At 73.9% G+C, this 19,302-nt stretch carries 16 protein-coding genes; 9 read left to right on the forward strand and 7 right to left on the reverse strand.

Features of this window, described 5'->3' with window-relative positions; translation table 11 throughout:
• Positions 1 to 40: 40 nt before the first annotated feature.
• From ACI1MP_RS19640 to ACI1MP_RS19650, 3 genes are all read right to left on the reverse strand, one after another.
• Positions 41 to 1,708, reverse strand: coding sequence for a spermidine synthase (locus ACI1MP_RS19640; protein ID WP_404869127.1), 1,668 nt, complete (start codon positions 1,706 to 1,708; stop codon positions 41 to 43).
• A gap of 79 nt (positions 1,709 to 1,787) precedes the next feature.
• Positions 1,788 to 2,414, reverse strand: a complete 627-nt coding sequence (locus tag ACI1MP_RS19645) for a DUF2617 family protein (RefSeq protein WP_380343082.1) — start codon at positions 2,412 to 2,414, stop codon at positions 1,788 to 1,790.
• Positions 2,415 to 2,802: 388 nt separating this feature from the next.
• Entirely contained in the window at positions 2,803 to 3,963 is a 1,161-nt protein-coding gene (locus tag ACI1MP_RS19650) for a pyridoxal phosphate-dependent aminotransferase (protein WP_380343079.1), read from the reverse strand.
• 209 nt (positions 3,964 to 4,172) lie between these two features.
• On the opposite strand from ACI1MP_RS19650, the gene ACI1MP_RS19655 reads away from it, so the two are divergent.
• From ACI1MP_RS19655 to ACI1MP_RS19665, 3 genes are all read left to right on the forward strand, one after another.
• Complete coding sequence (locus ACI1MP_RS19655; protein WP_380343076.1) at positions 4,173 to 4,697, forward strand: hypothetical protein; 525 nt, start codon at positions 4,173 to 4,175, stop codon at positions 4,695 to 4,697.
• Between the two features lie 4 nt (positions 4,698 to 4,701).
• Positions 4,702 to 5,787, forward strand: a complete 1,086-nt coding sequence (locus ACI1MP_RS19660) for a peptidase (RefSeq protein ID WP_404869128.1) — start codon at positions 4,702 to 4,704, stop codon at positions 5,785 to 5,787.
• A 224-nt stretch (positions 5,788 to 6,011) separates the two neighbouring features.
• Positions 6,012 to 7,475 carry a DUF2079 domain-containing protein gene (locus tag ACI1MP_RS19665; RefSeq protein WP_232734254.1) on the forward strand — a complete coding sequence of 488 codons (1,464 nt, stop codon included), beginning with the start codon at positions 6,012 to 6,014 and terminating at the stop codon, positions 7,473 to 7,475.
• A gap of 68 nt (positions 7,476 to 7,543) precedes the next feature.
• Here the strand turns inward: ACI1MP_RS19665 and ACI1MP_RS19670 are convergent, their stop codons facing one another.
• The 3 genes from ACI1MP_RS19670 to ACI1MP_RS19680 form a co-directional block, all read right to left on the reverse strand.
• Positions 7,544 to 8,101, reverse strand: a complete 558-nt coding sequence (locus ACI1MP_RS19670) for a YbjN domain-containing protein (RefSeq protein ID WP_100589127.1) — start codon at positions 8,099 to 8,101, stop codon at positions 7,544 to 7,546.
• 140 nt (positions 8,102 to 8,241) lie between these two features.
• Entirely contained in the window at positions 8,242 to 10,845 is a 2,604-nt protein-coding gene (gene clpB / locus ACI1MP_RS19675) for an ATP-dependent chaperone ClpB (protein ID WP_043916596.1), read from the reverse strand.
• 77 nt (positions 10,846 to 10,922) lie between these two features.
• Positions 10,923 to 11,852: a LysR family transcriptional regulator gene (locus ACI1MP_RS19680; protein WP_380343067.1), complete on the reverse strand. Its 930-nt coding sequence runs from the start codon at positions 11,850 to 11,852 to the stop codon at positions 10,923 to 10,925.
• A gap of 71 nt (positions 11,853 to 11,923) precedes the next feature.
• On the opposite strand from ACI1MP_RS19680, the gene ACI1MP_RS19685 reads away from it, so the two are divergent.
• The 6 genes from ACI1MP_RS19685 (at position 11,924) to ACI1MP_RS19710 (ending at position 18,572) form a co-directional block, all read left to right on the forward strand.
• Positions 11,924 to 13,033, forward strand: a complete 1,110-nt coding sequence (locus tag ACI1MP_RS19685) for a TDT family transporter (protein WP_404869129.1) — start codon at positions 11,924 to 11,926, stop codon at positions 13,031 to 13,033.
• Between the two features lie 641 nt (positions 13,034 to 13,674).
• Positions 13,675 to 14,679 carry a LuxR family transcriptional regulator gene (locus ACI1MP_RS19690; RefSeq protein WP_100589131.1) on the forward strand — a complete coding sequence of 335 codons (1,005 nt, stop codon included), beginning with the start codon at positions 13,675 to 13,677 and terminating at the stop codon, positions 14,677 to 14,679.
• Positions 14,672 to 15,637 (forward strand): helix-turn-helix domain-containing protein, encoded by a 966-nt coding sequence (locus tag ACI1MP_RS19695; RefSeq protein WP_404869130.1) that lies wholly within the window; start codon positions 14,672 to 14,674, stop codon positions 15,635 to 15,637. Before ACI1MP_RS19690 ends, ACI1MP_RS19695 begins: the two co-directional genes overlap by 8 nt.
• Positions 15,630 to 16,580: a LuxR C-terminal-related transcriptional regulator gene (locus ACI1MP_RS19700; RefSeq protein WP_387995497.1), complete on the forward strand. Its 951-nt coding sequence runs from the start codon at positions 15,630 to 15,632 to the stop codon at positions 16,578 to 16,580. Before ACI1MP_RS19695 ends, ACI1MP_RS19700 begins: the two co-directional genes overlap by 8 nt.
• Complete coding sequence (locus ACI1MP_RS19705) at positions 16,577 to 17,530, forward strand: LuxR C-terminal-related transcriptional regulator (RefSeq protein ID WP_380343055.1); 954 nt, start codon at positions 16,577 to 16,579, stop codon at positions 17,528 to 17,530. The genes ACI1MP_RS19700 and ACI1MP_RS19705 overlap by 4 nt, the downstream gene beginning before the upstream one ends.
• A gap of 58 nt (positions 17,531 to 17,588) precedes the next feature.
• Positions 17,589 to 18,572: a LuxR C-terminal-related transcriptional regulator gene (locus tag ACI1MP_RS19710; protein WP_404869131.1), complete on the forward strand. Its 984-nt coding sequence runs from the start codon at positions 17,589 to 17,591 to the stop codon at positions 18,570 to 18,572.
• A 7-nt stretch (positions 18,573 to 18,579) separates the two neighbouring features.
• On the opposite strand, the gene ACI1MP_RS19715 is transcribed toward ACI1MP_RS19710, so the two are convergent.
• The gene (locus tag ACI1MP_RS19715) at positions 18,580 to 19,191 is read right to left on the reverse strand and encodes a hypothetical protein (protein ID WP_043915284.1); all 612 of its coding nucleotides are present in this window, start codon (positions 19,189 to 19,191) and stop codon (positions 18,580 to 18,582) included.
• Positions 19,192 to 19,302 lie beyond the last annotated feature (111 nt).

Here is a 19,302-nt window from a genome sequence, read left to right on the forward strand (position 1 = left end):
CGGTCGTTCGCCGGAACGGGGGCGGCCGGACGGAGACCGGTCAGGGGCCGATCAGCGAGTGCGGCGGGGGCAGCGGCGACGGCCGGCGGGCGGACAGCCGGGCCGCCGTGCCGCGCAGCGCGTCGACGGTGAGCGAACGCGGCGCCGGCGCGTCCGCGGCCAGCGCCAGCGCGGGGGCGTCGTGTCCGGCCAGCAGGAACGCCGGGGCGGGCCCGGCCTGCCCGCAGTCCTCGGCGGCCGGGGCGACGCCCTGGTACGGGACGGCGTCCAGCCCGGCGGCGGCCAGCCCCGCCTCGGAGCTCCACAGCACGCCGTCCGGGGCGCCGCCGCGCACCGCCAGTCGGCCGTCCGGGGCGAGCCGCCGGGCGGCCAGGCCGTAGAACTCGCGCGAGCGGTACTTGCCGTGCGCGGCCTCGTCGTCCAGGTCGGAGACGATCACGTCGAACTGCCCGGCGGTCCTGCGCAGCCAGCCCATCGGCTCGGCGGTCACCAGCCGCACCCGGGGGTCGTCCCAGGCGTGCTCGGTCAGCGCGTCGTAGGCGTCGTCCCGGCGGGCCAGCGCGGACAGCTCCGGGTCGCGCTCGACCACCAGCACGCTGCGCACCGCCGGGTGCCGCAGCACCTCGCGCAGGGCCAGGCCGTCGCCGCCGAGCACCAGTACCCGGGAGCTGGGGCCGTCGCCGAGCGCGGGGCGGACCAGCGCCTCGTGGTCGCGGTACTCGTCGGGGCCGCAGACCGCGAGCCGGCCGTCCAGGAAGAGCTTCAGCGGCGGCGGGGTGCGCTGCTCGGCGCCGGCCGGGCCGCCGGTGAGGACGATCTCCTGGTAGCGGCTCTGCGCGACGAACCGGATCGGCCCGCCGTACAGGGCGTGCCGGGCCGTGCGCTCGATCGCGCCGGTGCAGGCGGCGGCCAGCGCGAGGACGGCGAGCACCAGGCCGCAGCCGGTCCACAGCAGCAGCCGGGCGCGGGGGGTGGGTTCGGCGCGGAACAGCCAGAGCACCACCACCGCCCCGGCGACCGCGTTGACGGCGCCGGTCACCAGCGCGCCGGCGGCCTGCCCGAGCGCGGGCAGCAGGACGAACGGGAAGGCCAGGCCGCCGATCAGCGCCCCCACGTAGTCGGCGGCGAACAGGTCGGCGACGGCCCGGCCGGCGTGCTCCCGGCGGATCCGCTGGATCAGCGTCATCAGCAGCGGGATCTCGGCGCCGATCAGCAGGCCGATCAGTACGGTGGCGGCGACCAGCGCGATCAGCGTGGCGTGCGGCTGGCGCAGCCACGCCCAGCCGCAGTACAGGGCGAGCGCGGACAGGCCGCCGGTCAGCGACAGCGCGTACTCGACCAGGGCGAAGGAGGTGGCCGGGCGGCGGGTGAGGCCCTTGGCGAGCAGCGAGCCGACGCCCATCGCGAAGACCATCACGGAGAGCACCACGGAGGTCTGGGTGACCGAGTCGCCGAGCAGGTAGCCGCCGAGCGCGACCAGTTCGAGTTCGTACACCAGGCCACAGGCCGCGCAGACGAACGCGGCCAGCAGCACCAGGATCCGGGCCGGTCGGGCGGGCAGGGCGAGCGGTATGGCGCCGCCGGCCCGGACCGCGCCGCCGAGGCCCGCGGTGCGGGGGGCGGTGGTGGGCCGGTGCTCGGCCGTCTGCGGGGGAGCGGGGGCGTCCGGAGCCGGCTGCGCGGACCGTCCGACCGGATGGTTGATCATGAAGGGAACGCTAGGCGAGAGCCCGGGCGAATGGCTGCGCCCAATCGGGGGACAGCAGGCGGCGTCCGGTTGACGCCGGTCACCACTCTGCCTGCGGCTCCGGACCGTTGTGGCGGGCGCTGCCGCGGCCGCTGTGCCCGCCGTGCCCGACCCGGCCCCCCTGGGCGTCGACGGTGCGGCGCAGCGAGAGCGAGGAGCGGGTGCACACCAGCCGGCCCTCCTGCGGGTAGGCGTGCCAGGTGCGCCAGTGCACCCGGCGGTCCCCGCAGTGGGCGACCAGGGCGGTGAACGCGCTCGGGTCGCCGGGGAAGATCCCGGCCAGCGCCCGCGGGTGCCCCTCGACCAGGGCCAGCAACTCCTGGGCGCGGGCCGCGAACACGTGCGGCGGGAGCTCCTCGATCCGGGCGGCGAACTCGTACTCCCAGCCGGCCACCTGCTCGGCGACCCGGGCCGGCAGCGGCGTGCGGCGGCCGGGCAGGCAGGCCACCGTCTCCAGGCAGTCGCCGGGCCCGGCCGCCAGGACGACCTGGTGGGAGGCGCCCAGCAGCCGCAGCTGGAGGGTGCCGCCGAAGGCGTCGGAACGGCCGGTCCCGTCGTCGAGCCCGATGTCGCGGACCGCCAGTGCGGGCAGCGGCTCGCCGCCCAGCTGCCAGGCCAGGTCGCCGGCGCGGGTGTCCGTGTAGGAGGTCTGCAGGGTGGTGAGCATGCTCGGCTCCGCGTTTCAGCTCCGTACGCGCCCCTTCGGCCGGAGTCCACTCCTCGTGCGCGAGGCTGTTCGAGACTGTCCGATCCGGGGCGCGGCCGACCGTGGAAGGAGGGATTCCGGCTGGAGATTCAGCAGCAGAGAAGCACGAATTCTCCGGGTCCGTCAGGGATTTACCCATGTTTGGCACTCATTCACCGCTCTGAGGCCTGTGCCCGACTGGGTGTGATCGGTCCCGGGTTGCACTCTGTCCGGCGAGCGCTGCCACGCCCGTCGCGTGCGCCGTGCACTCCTGGAGCGATTGCGGGGCGAACGGCCTTCGGACATGCCGGGGCGCCCGGCGGCGGTCCCCGGCCACCGGGCGCCCCGGCTGCAGCGTCCGCTCCGGCCGCTACAGGCGGTGCAGCCGCTCGACGGCCTCCCGCAGCACCGACTCCCGCTTGCAGAACGCGAACCGCACCTGGGCGAGGCCGATTTCGGTGCGGTCGTAGAAGACCGCGTTGGGAATGGCCACCACGCCGCATCGCGCGGGCAGCGCACGGCAGAATTCGATTCCGTCCTTCTCGCCGAGCGGAGTGATGTCGGTGGTGATGAAATACGTCCCCTGCGGCTCGAACACCCGGAACCCGGCCTCGGTCAGACCGGCCGCCAGCAGGTCGCGCTTGCGGTGCAACTCGGCGCGGAACTCCGCGAAGTACGCGTCGGGCAGCCGCAGCGCCTCGGCGACCGCGTACTGGAACGGGCCGGCTGAGACATACGTCAGGTACTGCTTGGCGGTGCGGACCGCGGCGACCAGTTCGGGGGCGCCGGTGACCCAGCCGACCTTCCAGCCGGTGAACGAGAAGGTCTTGCCGGCCGAGGAGATCGCGACGGTGCGCTCGCGCATCCCGGGCAGGGCGGCCAGCGGATGGTGCGCGCCGTCGAACACCAGGTGCTCGTAGACCTCGTCGGTGATCACCAACAGGTCGTGCTCGACCGCCAGTTCGGCGATCGCGGCGAGCTCCTCGGGGGTCAGCACGGTGCCGGTCGGGTTGTGCGGGGTGTTGATCAGCAGCAGCCGGGTGCGCGGGGTGATCAGTGAACGCAGCTCGTCCAGGTCGGGCCGGAACGCGGGTTGACGGAGCGTCAGCGGAACCCGCACCGCGCCGGCCATCGCGATGCAGGCCGCGTAGGAGTCGTAGAACGGCTCGAACGCGATCACCTCGTCGCCGGGTTCCAGCAGGGCGAGCAGCGCGGCGGCGATGGCCTCGGTGGCGCCCGCGGTGACCAGCACCTCCCGGTCGGGGTCGTACGTCAGCCCGTGGAAGCGCTGCTGGTGCTCGGCGATCGCCTCCCGCAGTTCCGGCACGCCCGGCCCGGGCGGGTACTGGTTGCCGCGCCCCTCGCGCAGCGCCCGCACCGCCGCCTCCCGGACCTCCTGGGGCCCGTCCGTGTCGGGGAACCCCTGCCCGAGGTTGATCGAGCCGGTGGCGGTGGCCAGGGCGGACATCTCCGCGAAGATCGTCGTGCCCATGCCCGCCAGCCGGCGGTTCAGCAGTGGCCTAGCACCCATTGCGGCTCCTCGCAGCTCGTGTTCGGCCAATCCTCCGACGGCTGCGGGCCGCGGACAAGCTTCGGTCGGCGGGAGCGTGGTCATCCCGGTGGCGGAGACCGGTGCGCGTCGACTTGCGGGGGTATGGCGCGCTCGATTGTCTGATCGTACGTCAAAGGGCGTGCTCAATCGGCATGTCCGCCGGTCGGGGGGATACTTCGGGAGCCACTGTGCGTGCACGAATCCTGTCCGCTGCGGCTGCGGCCGCCGCCCTCGCTCTGGCCCAGCCGGGCCTCGCCCTCGCGGAGGAGGAGGGCGACGATCCCAGCACCACCGTCACGTTCGTCGTCACCTCCGGGGCGCTGACGCTGTCGGTGCCGGCCTCCGCCGCCCTCGGGTCGGGAGCGCCCGGCACCTCGATCGGCGCGCCGATCGGCCCCTGCACCGTCGTCGACAACCGGGCCCTGCTGTCGGCGAGCTGGACGGTGACCGCGGCGGAGACGGACTTCGTCAACGGCCCGTCGACGATTCCCGCCACCGACGCCACCTACACGGTCGGGTCGGTGACCACCACCGGCACCATCACCGTCACGTCGACCAACGTGACGCTGAGCAATTCCGCGCAGACGGTGCTCACCGGGAGCGCCGGGGTCGGGGACAACACCGCGACCTGGGACCCGACTGTCACGGTCAGCGTGCCCGCCAGTGCCGTCAGCGGGCTCTACACCGGCACGCTGACCCAGTCCGTTGCCTGACGTGGTGAGGGGTGCGCGCCGGTCCTGGGCGGTGCTGACGGTGCTGGCCGTGGTGTACGCGGTCGGGGTGGGACCGGCGACGGCGGACGGGATGGGCGGGCCCTCCGCGGTGCCGGGCGTCACGGAGCACGAGCACGAGGCGCACGAGCACGAGACGCCGTCCCCGGAGCCGAGTCCGACGGCGCAGACCATCGGCATCAAGCTGCTCGACGCGCCGGAGAACCGCCGGGACGACCCCCGGGCGCAGGCGTACATTGTCGACCACCTCGCGCCCGGCTCGACCATCGAGCGGCGGGTGGAGGTCGTCAACGAGTCGTCCGCGCCGATGCACGTCGACGTCTACGCCGCGGCGGCCGCCATCGTGAAGGGGCAGTTCGCCTTCGCGGCGGACCGCGCCGCGAACGAGCTGACCGGCTGGACGTCGCTGGACGCCTCGGGGCTCGACCTGGCGGCCCACGGGACGGCGAAGGTCCGGGCCACGATCCGGGTGCCCAAGGAAGCCGCCGCCGGCGAGCGGTACGGCGTGGTCTGGGCGCAGACGAGTTCGCCGGCGGACCGCCGGCACAACCTGGCGATCACGGGCCGGGTGGGCGTCCGGATGTACCTGGACGTCGGCCCGGGCGGCGAGCCGGCCTCCGACTTCGAGATCGAGCAGCTCTCGCCCGCCCGGGGCCGCGACGGGCGGGCCGAACTGCACGCCCGGATCCACAACACGGGGGGACGCGCCCTGGACATCAACGGGGTGGTCTCGCTGTCCGACGGACCGGGCGGACTGCGCGCCGGACCCTTCACGGCGAAGACCGGCACCACGCTGGCCCCGGGCGACCGCGCCGAGGCGGTCGTCCCGCTGGACTCCCGGCTGCCGGACGGCCAATGGAACGTGGAACTGACGCTCAGGAGCGGACTGGTCGAGCACACCGCGCGGGCCGCCGCCACGTTCCCGACGACGCCCGGCGGCGCCGGGGCGGTGACCGCGTCGGCCGCGCAGTCGGAGAGCTACCCCACTCCCGTGGTCGCGGGGCTGTCGGCGCTCGTCCTCGCCGCGGGGAGCTTCCTGTTCCTCAGGTCCCACCGGCGGCGGCACCGCTGACGACCCGTTCGGTCGCAGGGCACGCCCCAGGGCCGCGGAAGCGCCGGACACCGTCCGGCGGGTCCGCGGCCCTCGCCCGCTCCTGGCCCAAACGGATCGTTCACCCGCGGAGGCTGGTCTAGTCTGCCGCCACAGGGGTGATCCTCGTTCGGGGATCCGCGGGCCGGGGGGAACCGGGCCCGCGTGGGGCTATCGGAAGTGAAGCAATGGCGTCCGGAACAGTCGTGTCGTCGTCTCCCGTCCGGCCGCGCGAGGGCGACGGCGATCCACCGGCCGGGTGGCGCGGGATCACCCGGGCGCGGCTGCTGCCGTGGGGCCTGGCCGCCGGGTTCTTCGCGTTCTACGCACTGTTCTGCCTGCGCCGCCACGGGCTGCTCCTGACCACCGGGTACGACCTGGGGATATTCGAGCAGGCGGTGCGCAGCTACGCGCACTTCGAACTGCCCGTCGCCTCGCTGAAGGGCGACGGGTACAACCTGCTCGGCGACCACTTCTCGCCGGTGCTGCTGGCGCTGGCGCCGTTCTACCTGGTGTGGCCGACCGCGAAGACGCTGCTGTTCGCGCAGGCCGCCCTGCTGGCGCTGGCCGTGGTGCCGATCTGCCGTTGGACGCAGCGGGAGCTGGGCGCCGCGGCGGCCGTCGCGGTGGGGATCGGCTACGGGTTCTCCTGGGGCGTAGGCTCGACGATCGGCTTCGACTTCCACGAAGTGGCTTTCGCCGCACCGCTGTTGGCGTTCTCGGCGGTGGCGCTGGCGGAGCGGCGCTGGGTGGCCGCGGCGGCCTGGGCGGCGCCGCTCTGCCTGGTGAAGGAGGACCTCGGCCTGACCGTCGCCGTCATCGGCGGCTTCATCGCCTGGCGCGGGGCGCGGCGGCTCGGGGCGGCGACGGCGCTGTTCGGCGTGCTGGCCAGCGCGCTGGAGTTCCTGGTGCTGCTGCCGGCCATGAGCCCCAGCCACGCCTACAACTACTGGGACAACCTGGAGGCCGCCCCGGGGACCGAGCCGAGCCTGCTGGAGCGGGTGTTGGCGGTGCCAGGGCACCTGCTCACGGCCACCGTCCAGGGGCAGCTGCTGTTCTTCCTGCTGATCCCGACCCTGCTGCTGGCGCTGCGCTCGCCGCTGTTCCTGGTCGCCGTCCCGACGCTGGCCTGGCGGCTGCTCAGCAAGAACGAGATGTACTGGGGCACCCGCTACCACTACAGCGTGGTGCTGATGCCGATCGTGTTCGTCGCGTTCGTCGACGGGCTGATCCGGCTGCGTGCCGCGAAGCCGCACTGGGGCCGCTGGGCGACGACGCCGTTCCTGTGCGGCAGCGTGCTGGTCACCGCGGTGTTGTTCCCGTTCTTCCCGATGGCGTCAGCGGCCGACGCGGGCTTCTGGCGGGATTCCGCGCACGTGCGGACGGTGCAGTCGGTGCTGGCCGACATACCGTCCGGCGCGAAGGTCGCGGCCGGCAACCGGCTGGTGCCCCAACTGACCGGCCGCTGCACGGTGTTCGAGTTCGGCTGGCCCAAGGACTGGCGCACCGCGGAGTGGGTGGTGGTGGACACCCGGAACCCGATGGGGTGGCCGCTGAACGGGGCGCAGGAGGCCGAGGAGATCGCGAAGCTGCGGGCGGAGGGCTTCCGGACGGTGCGCGAGGACGAGGGGGTCCTGCTGCTGCGCGCGCCGTCGTCCGAGGGCCGGTAGCGCCGGGCACGCGGAAGGGCCCGCCCACCGATCCGGTGGGCGGGCCCTTCTGACGGTTCGTCGGAGGCTCAGGCCTCGTCGGCCGGGCCGTCCTCGCCGTCGGTGGCGTCCTCGACCTGCTCCTGCAGGCCCAGGCGCTCGACCATCCACTGCTCGAAGCCGACCGCGGCCTGCGTCCAGTTGGCGGTGGTGCCGACGAAGTACTCCAGGCTGACGCCGTTGCCGACGATCATCTGGGACTCGCCGATCAGGCGGACCACGCCGTCCTCGTGGGTGTGGGTGTAGACCTTGGGCCACAGGGTCTCGCGGTTCCACTCGTCGATCAGGTCGAGGATCTCGCCCTTCTTCTCCATCGGGAACGCGCGGTCGTAGAAGGCGCGGACCGCGAACAGCTCCTTGTGGTCGCCGCGGAACATGTAGTAGACGCGGAAGTTCTCCCAGGGAGCAGTGAGGTCGCCCTCCTCGTCCACCACGTGCTTGAGCTGCATCTGGTCGAGCAGCTGGGCGACCAGGTTCTGGTCCGGGACGATCACCGGCGGCGGCCCGGCCGGAGCGCCACCGGGCTGTCCGCCCTGCGGCGGCTGCGGCAGGCCGAAGGACGGGATGGACGACGGGTCGATGCTCACGGGGGTGTCCCTTTCACGGTGCACAAGGTCGGCTGCCGATGGGGGGCCGCCTTCTCATACCCCCATCCTGCCTCATTCGGAGCTCCCGGCACAGAGTGACTCGGGGTGCGCCTCGCCTGCTCCCGACCGGCGTGCGGACGTCACTTCACCAGCGAGGGCTTCGGGCCGACGCTGAGCCGGTCGTTCGCCTCGTCCCGGTCGACCAGGACGGTGTCACCGTCGTGGACGCGGCCGGAGAGGATCTCCTTGGCGAGCTGGTCGCCGATCGCGGACTGCACCAGACGGCGCAGCGGGCGGGCGCCGTACGCCGGGTCGTAGCCGGTCAGCGACAGCCAGTCCCGGGCGGCCGGGGTGACGTCCAGGGTGAGCCGGCGCTCGTGCAGGCGGCGGGCCAGCGCGGCGATCTGGAGGTCGACGATCCGGCTGAGCTCCGCGGTGCCCAGCGGGTCGAAGACCACGATGTCGTCCAGCCGGTTGAGGAACTCCGGCTTGAAGGACTGCCGGACGGTCTCCAGCACCAGCTCCTTCTTGCGCTCCTCGGGGGTGGCCGGGTCGACCAGGTAGGCCGAGCCGAGGTTGGAGGTGAGGATCAGGATGGTGTTGCGGAAGTCGACCGTGCGGCCCTGGCCGTCGGTGAGGCGACCGTCGTCCAGCACCTGGAGCAGCACGTCGAACACCTCGGGGTGGGCCTTCTCCACCTCGTCCAGCAGCACGACGCTGTACGGGCGGCGGCGGACCGCTTCGGTGAGCTGGCCGCCCTCCTCGTAGCCGACGTACCCGGGCGGGGCGCCGACCAGGCGGGAGACCGAGTGCTTCTCGCCGTACTCGCTCATGTCGATCCGGACCATCGCCCGCTCGTCGTCGAACAGGAAGTCGGCGAGCGCCTTGGCCAGTTCGGTCTTGCCGACGCCGGTCGGGCCGAGGAACAGGAACGAGCCGGTCGGGCGGTCCGGGTCGGCGATGCCGGAGCGGGTGCGGCGCACCGCGTCGGAGACCGCCTGGACGGCCTCCCGCTGGCCGATCAGGCGTCGGCCCAACTCGTCCTCCATGCGCAGGAGTTTGGCGCTCTCGCCCTCCAGCAGCCGGCCGGCCGGGATGCCCGTCCAGGAGGAGACCACGTCGGCCACGTCGTCCGGGCCGACCTGCTCCTTGACCATGGTGGTGTTCGGCTCGTCCGCCGCGCGGTCCTGGGCCTCCGTCAACTCGCGCTCGGCGGCGGGGATCTCGGCGTACATCAGCTTGGAGGCGCGCTCGAAGTCGCCGTCGCGCTGGGCGCGGTCCAGTGCGCCGCGCAGGTCGTCGAGGCGCTCCTTGAGCTCGCCGACCCGGTTCAGGGACTTCTTCTCCTGCTCCCAGCGGGCGTTGAGGGTGCTCAGCTGCTCCTGCTTGTCGGCGAGGTCGCGGCGGAGCCGGCCGAGCCGCTCGACCGAGGCCGGGTCGGACTCCTTGTCGAGCGCCAGCTCCTCCATCCGCAGCCGGTCCACGGCGCGCTGGAGCTCGTCGATCTCCACCGGGGAGGAGTCGATCTCCATCCGCAGCCGGGACGCCGACTCGTCGACCAGGTCGATCGCCTTGTCGGGCAGGAAGCGGGAGGTGATGTACCGGTTGGACAGGGTGGCGGCGGCGACCAGCGCGGCGTCGGTGATCTCCACCTTGTGGTGCGCCTCGTAACGGCCCTTCAGGCCGCGCAGGATGGCGATGGTGTCCTCGACGGTGGGCTCGCCGACCAGCACCTGCTGGAAGCGGCGCTCCAGGGCCGGGTCCTTCTCGATCCGCTCGCGGTACTCGTCCAGCGTGGTGGCACCGACCATGCGCAGTTCGCCGCGGGCCAGCATCGGCTTGAGCATGTTGCCCGCGTCCATCGAGGAGTCGCCGCCGGCGCCGGCGCCGACCATGGTGTGCAGCTCGTCGATGAAGGTGATCACCTGGCCGTCGGAGTCCTTGATGTCGTTCAGGACGGCCTTCAGGCGCTCCTCGAACTCACCGCGGAACTTGGCGCCGGCGACCATCGCCGCCAGGTCGAGCGAGACCAGGCGCTTGCCGCGCAGCGACTCCGGCACGTCTCCGGCGACGATGCGCTGGGCCAGGCCCTCGACCACGGCGGTCTTGCCGACGCCGGGCTCGCCGATCAGCACCGGGTTGTTCTTGGTGCGGCGGGAGAGCACCTGCACCACCCGGCGGATCTCCTGGTCGCGGCCGATCACCGGGTCGAGCTTGCCGTCCCGGGCGGCCTGGGTGAGGTCGGAGCCGTACTTCTCCAGCGCCTTGTAGGTGCCCTCCGGATCCGGCGAGGTGACCCGGGCGCTGCCCCGGACGTCCTTGAACGCCGCGAGCAGGGCCTTGGCGGTGGCGCCGTGCTGCTTCAGCAGCTCGGCCACCGGGCCGCCCTCGGCGGCCAGGCCGACCAGCAGGTGCTCGGTGGAGACGTACTGGTCGTCCAGGTCGGCGGCGCGCTTGCCGGCCTCCTCCAGCACCGCCAGGGTGTCCCGGGCGAGCTGGGGAGCGGCCACCGTGGAGCCCTGGGCGGCGGGCAGCGCGGCGGCCTGCCGGCGGGCCTCGACGGCGATCGGCGCGGCGTCCGCCGCGACGGCCTTGAGCAGCGGGCGGGCCAGTCCCTCCGGCTGTTCGAGCAGGGCCAGCAGGATGTGCACCGGCTTGACGTCGGGGTTCCCCGCGGCGCCGGCCTGGCGGATGGCGGAGGACAGGGCCTCCTGCGTCTTGCTGGTGAACTTACTGGCGTCCACTGCGGGCGTACCCCTCTCGTCTTCGGGACAGCTCAAGTCTGCTGACTACAGCATGCACTAAGTTGAGTCTATTCCGCTCAACTTTTTTTGGAAGGGTGCCCGGGGTTCGGCCCGCGGGTCAGCCCGAGCAGCAGCCGGGCCGGTCCGGCCGGGCGCTGACCGGCCGGCCAGACCGCGCGCAGCGGCCGCTGCAGGTCCAGGCCGGCCAGCGGGACGGCGACCAGCCGGCGGGTGGCCAGCTCCTCGGTGACCGCCAGTTCGCTCAGGCAGACCGGGCCCGCACCGGTCATCGCCGCGGCCTTCAGCGCCGTCGAGGAGGCCAGCTCCAGCCGGGGCGCGGCCGGCCCGCCGTACGGCGCGAGCGCCTCCTCCAGCACCTCCCGCGTCCCGGAGCCGACCTCGCGCAGCACCAGCGGGGTGGCGGCCAGCTCGGGGCCGGTGACGGGGGTGCGGCGGCGGGCCCAGCGGTGCTCGGGGGAGACCACCACCACCAGCCGGTCCGCGGCGACCACCACGCCGGACAGGCCGGGCGGGGTGGAGGTGCCCTCGACGAACCCGAGGTCGGCCTCGCCGGCCAGCACCCGGGCCGCGACGTCCGCCGAGTTCGCGGTGCGCAGCGTGACGGCCGTGCCGGGGCTGGCCTCGTTCAGCGCGAGCAGCCAGCCGGGCATCAGGTACTCGGCGACGGTCAGGCTGGCCACCACCCGCAGCCGGGCGTCCCGGCGTTCGCGCAGCGCGTCGATCCCGGCGTCCAGTGCCTGGGCGGCCTCCACCACCTGCCGGGCCCACTCGACCACCAGCCGGCCCGCCTCGGTGGGCCGGGAGCCGCGCGGGGAGCGCTCCAGCAGAGCCACCCCGATCTGCCGCTCCATGCCCTTGATCCGGGCGCTGGCGGCGGGCTGGCTGACGCCGAGTTCGGCCGCGGCCCGTCCGACGCTGCCCAGCCGGGCCACCGCGAGCAGCAGCTCCAGGGCGCCGAGTTCGGGGACGTGCGGAGAGAGAGCCATAGGCTCAGGCTATGTCCTCATAGCGGAGGCCTCGCTACCGCCTTCCCGCGGGCGGGAGGACGGTGGGTGCCATGGCAACCCTCCTCGCGCCGCAGACCCGCCCGCACACCGCCGGCTCGCCCGCACTCTCCCGGCTCGGACCGAACTGGTACGCCGCCGTGATGGGCACCGCGATCACCGGCAACGCCGCCGCCGCGCTGCCGATCGACCTGCCGGGCCGGCTCGCCCTGGCCGAGGCGGTGTGGACGCTGTCGCTGCTGCTGCTGGCCGTCCTGCTGGCGGCCCGCGCCGTGCACCTGGTGCGCCACCGCGAGCAGGCCCGCCGGACCCTGCTGGAGGACCCGTCCGCCGCGGTGTTCTACGGCTGCCCGCCGATGGCGCTGCTGGCCGTCGGCTACGGCGCGCTCGCAGTCGGCGGGCCGGTGGTCGGCGAGCCGGCCGGCCTGGCGCTGGACGTGCTGCTGTGGGGCGCCGGGACGCTGTACGCGGTGGCGGTGGCCGCCGGGCTGCCGTACCTGATGATCACCCGGCACCGGCTGTCCGCGCTGGAGGCCAACCCGACCTGGCTGCTGCCGGTGGTCGCCCCGATGGTGGCCGCCGCGCTCGGCCCCGCGCTGGTGCCGCACCTGCCGGAGGGGGTGGCCCGGCAGGCGCTGCTGTACGGGTGCGTGGCGATGTTCGGGGCCAGCCTGCTGGCCACCCTGGTGCTGCTGCCGGTGGTGTTCGGCGGGCTGGTGCACAGCAAGCTGCCCGCGGTGGTGCTCACCCCGTCGCTGTTCCTGGTGCTGGGCCCGCTCGGCCAGTCCACCACCGCCGTCCACCAGTTCGCCGACGCGGTGCCGCTCGCGCTGCCGGCCGCCGGGGAGCAGGGGGCGGCGGTGGCCCGCGGCCTGGCCGAGGTGTACGGGGTCGCGGTGATGGGCTTCGCGCTGCTCTGGCTGGCCGTGGCGCTGGTCGCCAACCTGCGGGCGCTGCGCGCCGGGATGCCGTTCGCGATGACCTGGTGGGCGTTCACCTTCCCGGTCGGCACGCTGGTCACCGGCACGGCCGCGCTGGCCCGGCACACCGGGTTCGGCGGCTTCACCGGGCTGGCCGTCGCACTGTGGCTGCTGCTGTTCACCGCCTGGGCGGTGGCCGCGGGCCGCACCCTGGCGGGACTGCGGGCCGGGCGGCTGCTGTAGCGGCGGGGGAGCGCGCCGGCCGCGGATCGGGGGCGGCGACTCGGCGCGGGCGATTCCGGATCGGCGGATTCGGAAAAGATTCGCCGAATTCTCGGATCCGGCAGTGACATTTCGGCGGCCCATGACGCCACCGCTTGGGCGACCGGCCCGGCGGGTACCGAATGCCTGTTCGGAGAGGGGGGAAATGCTGCGGGATTCAGGATTCCGGTCACTCGATCGAGTGGTTTGTTGCAGGTTCCTGCACTTGCGGGAACCTGCAGCCTGAGACCACTTGTTCGACGTTCCCCGCACTGTGAGGGTGTAGTCACGCCAAGTCGTCCCGGGCCGCCGCAGCCCGGTCGGCGACTTGCTCTTCGCGTGGGGGCGACAGGTGCGTTCGTATCTGCGCTACGGGGGGAAGAGCACCGGTCCGGACGCCATGTGTGGTGATGGCCGACGGACGGGTATCGGTGAGGCGTTGCTGCTCCGCCTCGCCGAAGCGCCTTGACGCTTGGCGTGACACGAGCGGGTCCTCCGGGGCCGGGTGCCCGGCATCCGCCCCGGAGGGACCGCCCGTCCCGCGGGGGCTCCCGCCGTCGAGCCGGACCGCCCTGCTGAGATCATCATCCGCAAGCGGAGGAACACGGCAGGGAGAGCTCGACGTGGCTGCGGACCACCCGACGTCCGACCCGGACGACACACTGCCCGAGGACGACGCCGCCCGGCTGTACCTGGCCATCCTGACCGCCGGCGGTCGCGTCCCGCTGGAGGACCCGGCGCTGCCCGGCTCCGACTTCGCCCCCGAACGCCAACGGGCCCTGCTGGCCCAGCTGGTGGCCGTCGGGCTGGTGCTGCCCAACCGGGCCGACGGCTGCTACGTCGCGGTCAGCCCGCGCGCCGTCGCCGAACGCCTCGGCACCGACCTGCGGGCCCGGGCCACCCGGCTGCTGCTCGACGCCGACCGGCTGCCCGCCGCCCTCGACCCGCTCGCCCGCGCCTACGACGCCGTTCCCCGGCCCGCCGACCGGGCCCGGCAGGCGGTCTACGTGGACGGCCAGGAGAGCATCCGGCTGCGGATCGCCCAGCTGGTCTCCGACTGCCGGCTCGAACTGCTCAGCGCCCAGCCCGGCCTGCGCCCGCCCGCCGTCCTCGAACTCGCCCACACCCAGGACCAGTTGATGCTCCGCCGGGGCGGCACCATGCGCACCCTCTACCAGCCGGTCGCGCTCACCGAGGACAGCGCCGTCCGGCACGCCACCGCGATGGCCGAGCAGGGCGCCCAACTGCGCGTCCTGGACGAGCCGTTCCTGCGCATGATCGTCATCGACCGGCGGATCGCCGTGATCCCCGCCGCCGACGACCACAGCCGCGCCGCATTCGTCGAGGACCCCGCCGCCATCGCCTACCTGGTGGCCGGCTTCGAACGCGACTGGGCCCGAGCCGACCACGTCCACTGGAACAGCCTCGACGGCCGCACCCTCACCCGCACCGCCACCCACCGGGTCGGCCGGCTGCTCGCCCAGGGCCTCACCCAGCGCGCCGTCGCCACCCGCCTCGGCCTGTCCGAACGCACCGTGGCCGGCCACATCTCCCGGCTGCGCGAACTGCACAACGCCCAGACCCTGTTCCAGCTCGGCTGGTTGATGAGAGGCGGCGGACGTGGCTGACCCCGCGCCCACACCGGTCGGCGACCTCGCCCAGTGCCTCTACCTGGAGATCCTCGACGCCGGCGGCCGGATCGCCACCGAGCGGATCGCCGACCCGCAGCGGCCCGCGCTCGCCGAACTGCTCCGCACCGGCCTGCTGATCTCCGACGGCCTGGACGGCGCCTACCTGGCCGTCGACCCGCGGCTGGTGGCCGAGAGCCTCGGCACCGAGATGAACACCGAGGCCGCCCGCCTGCTCAACCGCGCCGAATGCCTGCCCGGCCGCCTCGACCCGCTGATCACCGCCTACGAGAACGTCCGCCACCCGATCGAACCCGCCGTCTGCGACGTCCAGGTGATCGGCCGCGAGCAGGTCCGCCGGCGGATCGCCCAGCTCGCCGCCGACTGCTGCGAGGAGACCCTCACCGCCCAGCCCGGCGAGCTCCTCCCCAGCGTCCTGGAGACCTCGCTCCACCAGGAGCTCCCGATGCTGCGGCGCGGCTGCCGGATCCGCACCCTGTACCGGCCCGGCGTGCTCGCCGAACCCTCCGCGATCCGCTACGCCGCCGCCCTCACCGAGGCCGGCGGCGAGGTCCGGCTGCTCGACGAGCCGTTCCAGCGCGCCCTGGTCTTCGACCGCACCGCCGCCGTCGTCCCCGCCGCGGAGGACCACAGCCGGGCCGCGCTGATCCTCGACCCCGCCACCGTCGCGACGATCGTGGCCGGCTTCGAACGCGACTGGGCCCGGGCCGAACGCGTCCGCTGGGACCTGCTGCTCGACACCGCCCCCGCCCGCACCGCCGCCGACCGGGTCGGCCGGCTGCTCGCCCAGGGCCTCACCCAGCGCGCCGTCGCCACCCGCCTCGGCCTGTCCGAGCGCACCGTGGCCGGCCACATCTCCCGACTGCGCGAACAGCACGGCGCCGACACCCTGTTCCAGCTCGGCTGGCTGATGCGCGGAGGCGAGGACCGTGACTGAGCCGGACGCCGTCCCCCCGACCGAGGCCGAGAAGGCGCTCTACCTCGCCGTCCTGCGGGCCGGCCGGGTCTCGCTGCGCGAGGCGATGGAACAGGACGCCGCCGCGGCCGCCCGGCTGCTGGAACTGGGACTGCTGGAGCACTACCTGGTCGGCGGCTGGGTGACGGCCGTCAACCCGCGCACGATCGGCAACCGGCTCGGCACCGCCCTGCGCGAGCACGCCACCGGCCTGCTCGCCCGGGCCGAACGGACGGCGGCCGACTTCGACGAACTGGCCGAGTCCTACGACGCGGCGCAGCGGCGCACCGAACCGGGCGCCGGGATCGCCCACCTGACCAGCGTCCAGCAGATCCGGCAGCGGCTGCTGCAGATCGAGGCCGGCTACCACGAGGAGGCCCTGGCCGCCCAGCCCGGCCCGCGCGCCGCCGAGTACCTGGAGGACAACTCCCGGCTGCGCAGGGCGCTGGCCCGCGGCGCCGTCGTCGACGTCCTCTACCAGCCGCTCACCCGGCACACCCCGCACACCGTCGCCTACGCCTCCGACGCCACCGACTGGGGCGTCCGCCTGCGGGTCCTGGACGAGCCCTTCGCCCGGATGATGGTCTTCGACCGGCGGGTGGCGGTGATCTCCGCGTCCACCGAGACCCTCGCCGCCGCGTTCATCGAGGACCGCGCCGTGGTCGACCACCTGGTCGCCGTGTTCCGGCGCGACTGGGCCCGCGCCGTCCGGGTCCCCTGGCACGACCTGACGGGCCGGCAGATCCCGGAGACCCCCCGCCGGGTCGGCGAACTGCTCGCCACCGGCCTCACCCAGCGCGCCGTCGCCTCCCGGCTCGGCCTGTCCGAACGCACCGTCGCCGCCCACATCGCCCGGCTGCGCGAGCGCTACGACGCCGAGACGCTGTTCCAGCTCGGCTGGCTGATGCGGGACGGCGCCCGGTGAAGGACCGACTGCCGGACGAGAGCGAGCGGGCGCTGTACCGCCAAGTGATGGAGCAGGGCGGGCGGGTGATGTTCCGTGAGGCGATGCAGCAGAACGCCGCCGCCACCCTCCGGCTGATCGAACTCGGCCTGCTGATCCACCACGACGTCGACGAGTCGCTGAGCGCCGTCAACCCCCGCTCGGTGGCCGACCGGCTGAGCGCCGACCTGCGCGACGCGGCCATCCGCAAGCTGGCGCGCTCGCAGCGGGCCTCGGCTCAGCTGGAGGACCTGGTGCACGCCTACGACCAGGCCCCGCGCCGCCCCGACCGGGCGCACGCGGTGGAGCGGGTGCACGACCGGCTGCAGATCCGGCACCGGATCACCCAGCTCGAGTCCGAGATGCACGAGGAGACCCTGGCCGCCCAGCCCGGCGGCGCCCGCCCGGTCGGCCAGATGCAGCAGGCCCTGAAGCGCTCGCTGGCGTTCCTCGCCCGCGGCATCGGCATCCGCACCCTCTACCAGCCGGGCGCGCTCGCCGACCCGCCCACCGTCGACTACGCGGCCACGCTCGCGTCCGGCGGCGAGCGGATCCGGGTCCTGGACGAGCCGTTCCGGCGGATGCTGATCTTCGACCGGCGGATCGCGATCATCACCGCCTCGCCGGACAACAACCAGGCCGCCTTCGTCGAGGACCCCGCCGTGCTGGCCACCCTGATCGACCTGTTCGAGCGGGACTGGGCGCGCGCCACCCGGATCGACTGGCACGCGCTGGCCGGCCGCCCGCGCGGCACCGGCGTCCCCAAGGAGGTCGGCGCCCTGCTCGCCCAGGGCCTCACCCAGCGCGCCATCGCCTCCCGGCTCGGCCTGTCCGAGCGGACGGTGGCCGCCCACATCGCCCGGCTGCGCGAGCTCTACGATGCGGAGACCCTGTTCCAGCTCGGCTGGCAGCTGCGCGGAGCGCCGGAATGACCGATCGGAACCGACCGCCCGGGCGCCGTCCCGGGGCGGCCCGGAAGGAGTGGGACCAGTGAGCGAGTCGACCGGAGCCGCCCTGCCGACCGAGTCCGAACGACGGCTCTACCAGCGGATCCTGGACCAGGGCGGCCGGGTGGACTTCCGCGAGGCGGTGGAACAGGACCCGGCGGGCGTGCTGCGACTGCTGGAGCTCGGCCTGCTGGCGCACGACGGGGCCGACCAGTCGCTGACGGCCGTCAACCCGCGCACCGTCGGCGACCGGATCAGCGCCGACCTCCGCGCCGAGGGCACCCGGATGCTGCTGCGCGCCGAGGAGATGCCCGTCCTGCTGGAGGACCTCACCCACGCCTACGACGCCACCCCGCGCCGCGCGGACCGCTCCAGCGTGGTCCAGCACGTCGACCGGACCGACCGGATCCGGGAGCGGGTGCGGCAGCTGGAGAACGAGGCGGCGGAGGAGGTGCTGGCCCTGCAGCCCGGCGGGGTGTTCCCGGGCGACCACCAGGCCGACTCCCTGGAGCGGGTCCGCTGCTTCCTGAGCGGCGGCGCCGTGCTGCACACGGTCTACGAGCCCGCCGCGCTGCTCGACGAGACCACGGTCCGCTGGGCCGAGGCCGTCACCGGCTGGGGCGGCCGGTTCCGGACGCTGAGCGAGCCGTTCAGCCGGATGACCATCTTCGACCGCCGGATCGCCGTCGTCCCGGCGTCGGCGGACAACTCCAGCGCCGCGGTGGTCGAGGACCCGGCAGTGGTCTCGTTCCTGGTCGCCGCCTTCGAACGGGACTGGGAGCGGGCCGAGCGGGTCCGCTGGCGCTCGGCCGACCGCGAGGGCGAGAGCGTCGTCCCGGTCCACGAGCAGGTCGGCCGGCTGCTCGCCCAAGGGCTGACGCAGCGTTCGATCGCCACCCGCCTCGGCCTGTCCGAACGGACCGTGGCGGGCCACATCTCCCGGCTCCGCGAGCTGCACGACGCGGAGACCCTGTTCCAACTCGGCTGGCAGATGCGGGGATCCGAGGACCCCGCGGCGGCGGGCTGACGGCAGGTCAGCCGGTGGCGATCTCGGGGGACCAGAAGCCGTAGGGGCCGGTGTGCTCGCGGCGCGGCCGCGGGAACTGCTCGCCCGGCGCGGTCCAGAAGCCGCTGCGCAGCGACAGCGCCATGCCGGCCCAGTCCAGCGCGGTCTCCACGGTGTGGTGCAGCGCCTCCTGCGACCAGGTGTCGTCGAACACCAGCGGCAGCACGGGGGAGACCTGCTCGATGGTGGCGATCAGCGGGTTGTGGGTGATCGCCTCGTCCACCAGCATCACGATCGGCTTGCGCAGCGCCGAGGCCCAGCCCAGCTCCAGGCTCACGCCGGCCGACAGCGGGGCGCCGACGTACGCGAACACCAGGTCCGCGCTCTGCATCGCCCGGAAGTCCGAGGGCACCCGCTGCTCCGGCGCCCGACCGGCCACCGTCCACGCGTCGCTGTGGTGGGCGCTGTACACCGCGGCTCCGCTGCGCAGCAGCGTGCTCCGCAGCGTGGTCAGTCTGGTGCGGCTGGCCAGCGTCACCACGCTGTCCGCCGGCCCGGTCAGCCGCATCAGGGGCGCGGCGAGGAAGACCCGTGCGCGCCGCCCCTCAGAGGCCTGGTACTGCAGGTGGGGCTCACTCATGTCGACTCCGGGTGTGGTGATTCGGCCGGCTCGGCCCGGATGATCCTGTCCGGTGGACGCGGTACAGGCCCGAAGACTGCCGCACTTCGGGGTCGAGCGGGCCGACGTGGA

The organism is Kitasatospora griseola, from assembly GCF_044999035.1.
Classification (GTDB): Bacteria; Actinomycetota; Actinomycetes; order Streptomycetales; family Streptomycetaceae; genus Kitasatospora; species Kitasatospora griseola.

What these genes read in the sequence shown, in the direction of transcription:
- ACI1MP_RS19640 (WP_404869127.1), bottom strand. Translation starts at nt 1,708, where the DNA reads ATGATCAACCATCCGGTCGGACGGTCCGCGCAGCCGGCTCCGGACGCC.
- ACI1MP_RS19645 (WP_380343082.1), bottom strand. Translation starts at nt 2,414, where the DNA reads ATGCTCACCACCCTGCAGACCTCCTACACGGACACCCGCGCCGGCGAC.
- ACI1MP_RS19650 (WP_380343079.1), bottom strand. Translation starts at nt 3,963, where the DNA reads ATGGGTGCTAGGCCACTGCTGAACCGCCGGCTGGCGGGCATGGGCACG.
- ACI1MP_RS19680 (WP_380343067.1), bottom strand. Translation starts at nt 11,852, where the DNA reads ATGGCTCTCTCTCCGCACGTCCCCGAACTCGGCGCCCTGGAGCTGCTG.
- ACI1MP_RS19685 (WP_404869129.1), top strand. Translation starts at nt 11,924, where the DNA reads ATGGCAACCCTCCTCGCGCCGCAGACCCGCCCGCACACCGCCGGCTCG.
- ACI1MP_RS19715 (WP_043915284.1), bottom strand. Translation starts at nt 19,191, where the DNA reads ATGAGTGAGCCCCACCTGCAGTACCAGGCCTCTGAGGGGCGGCGCGCA.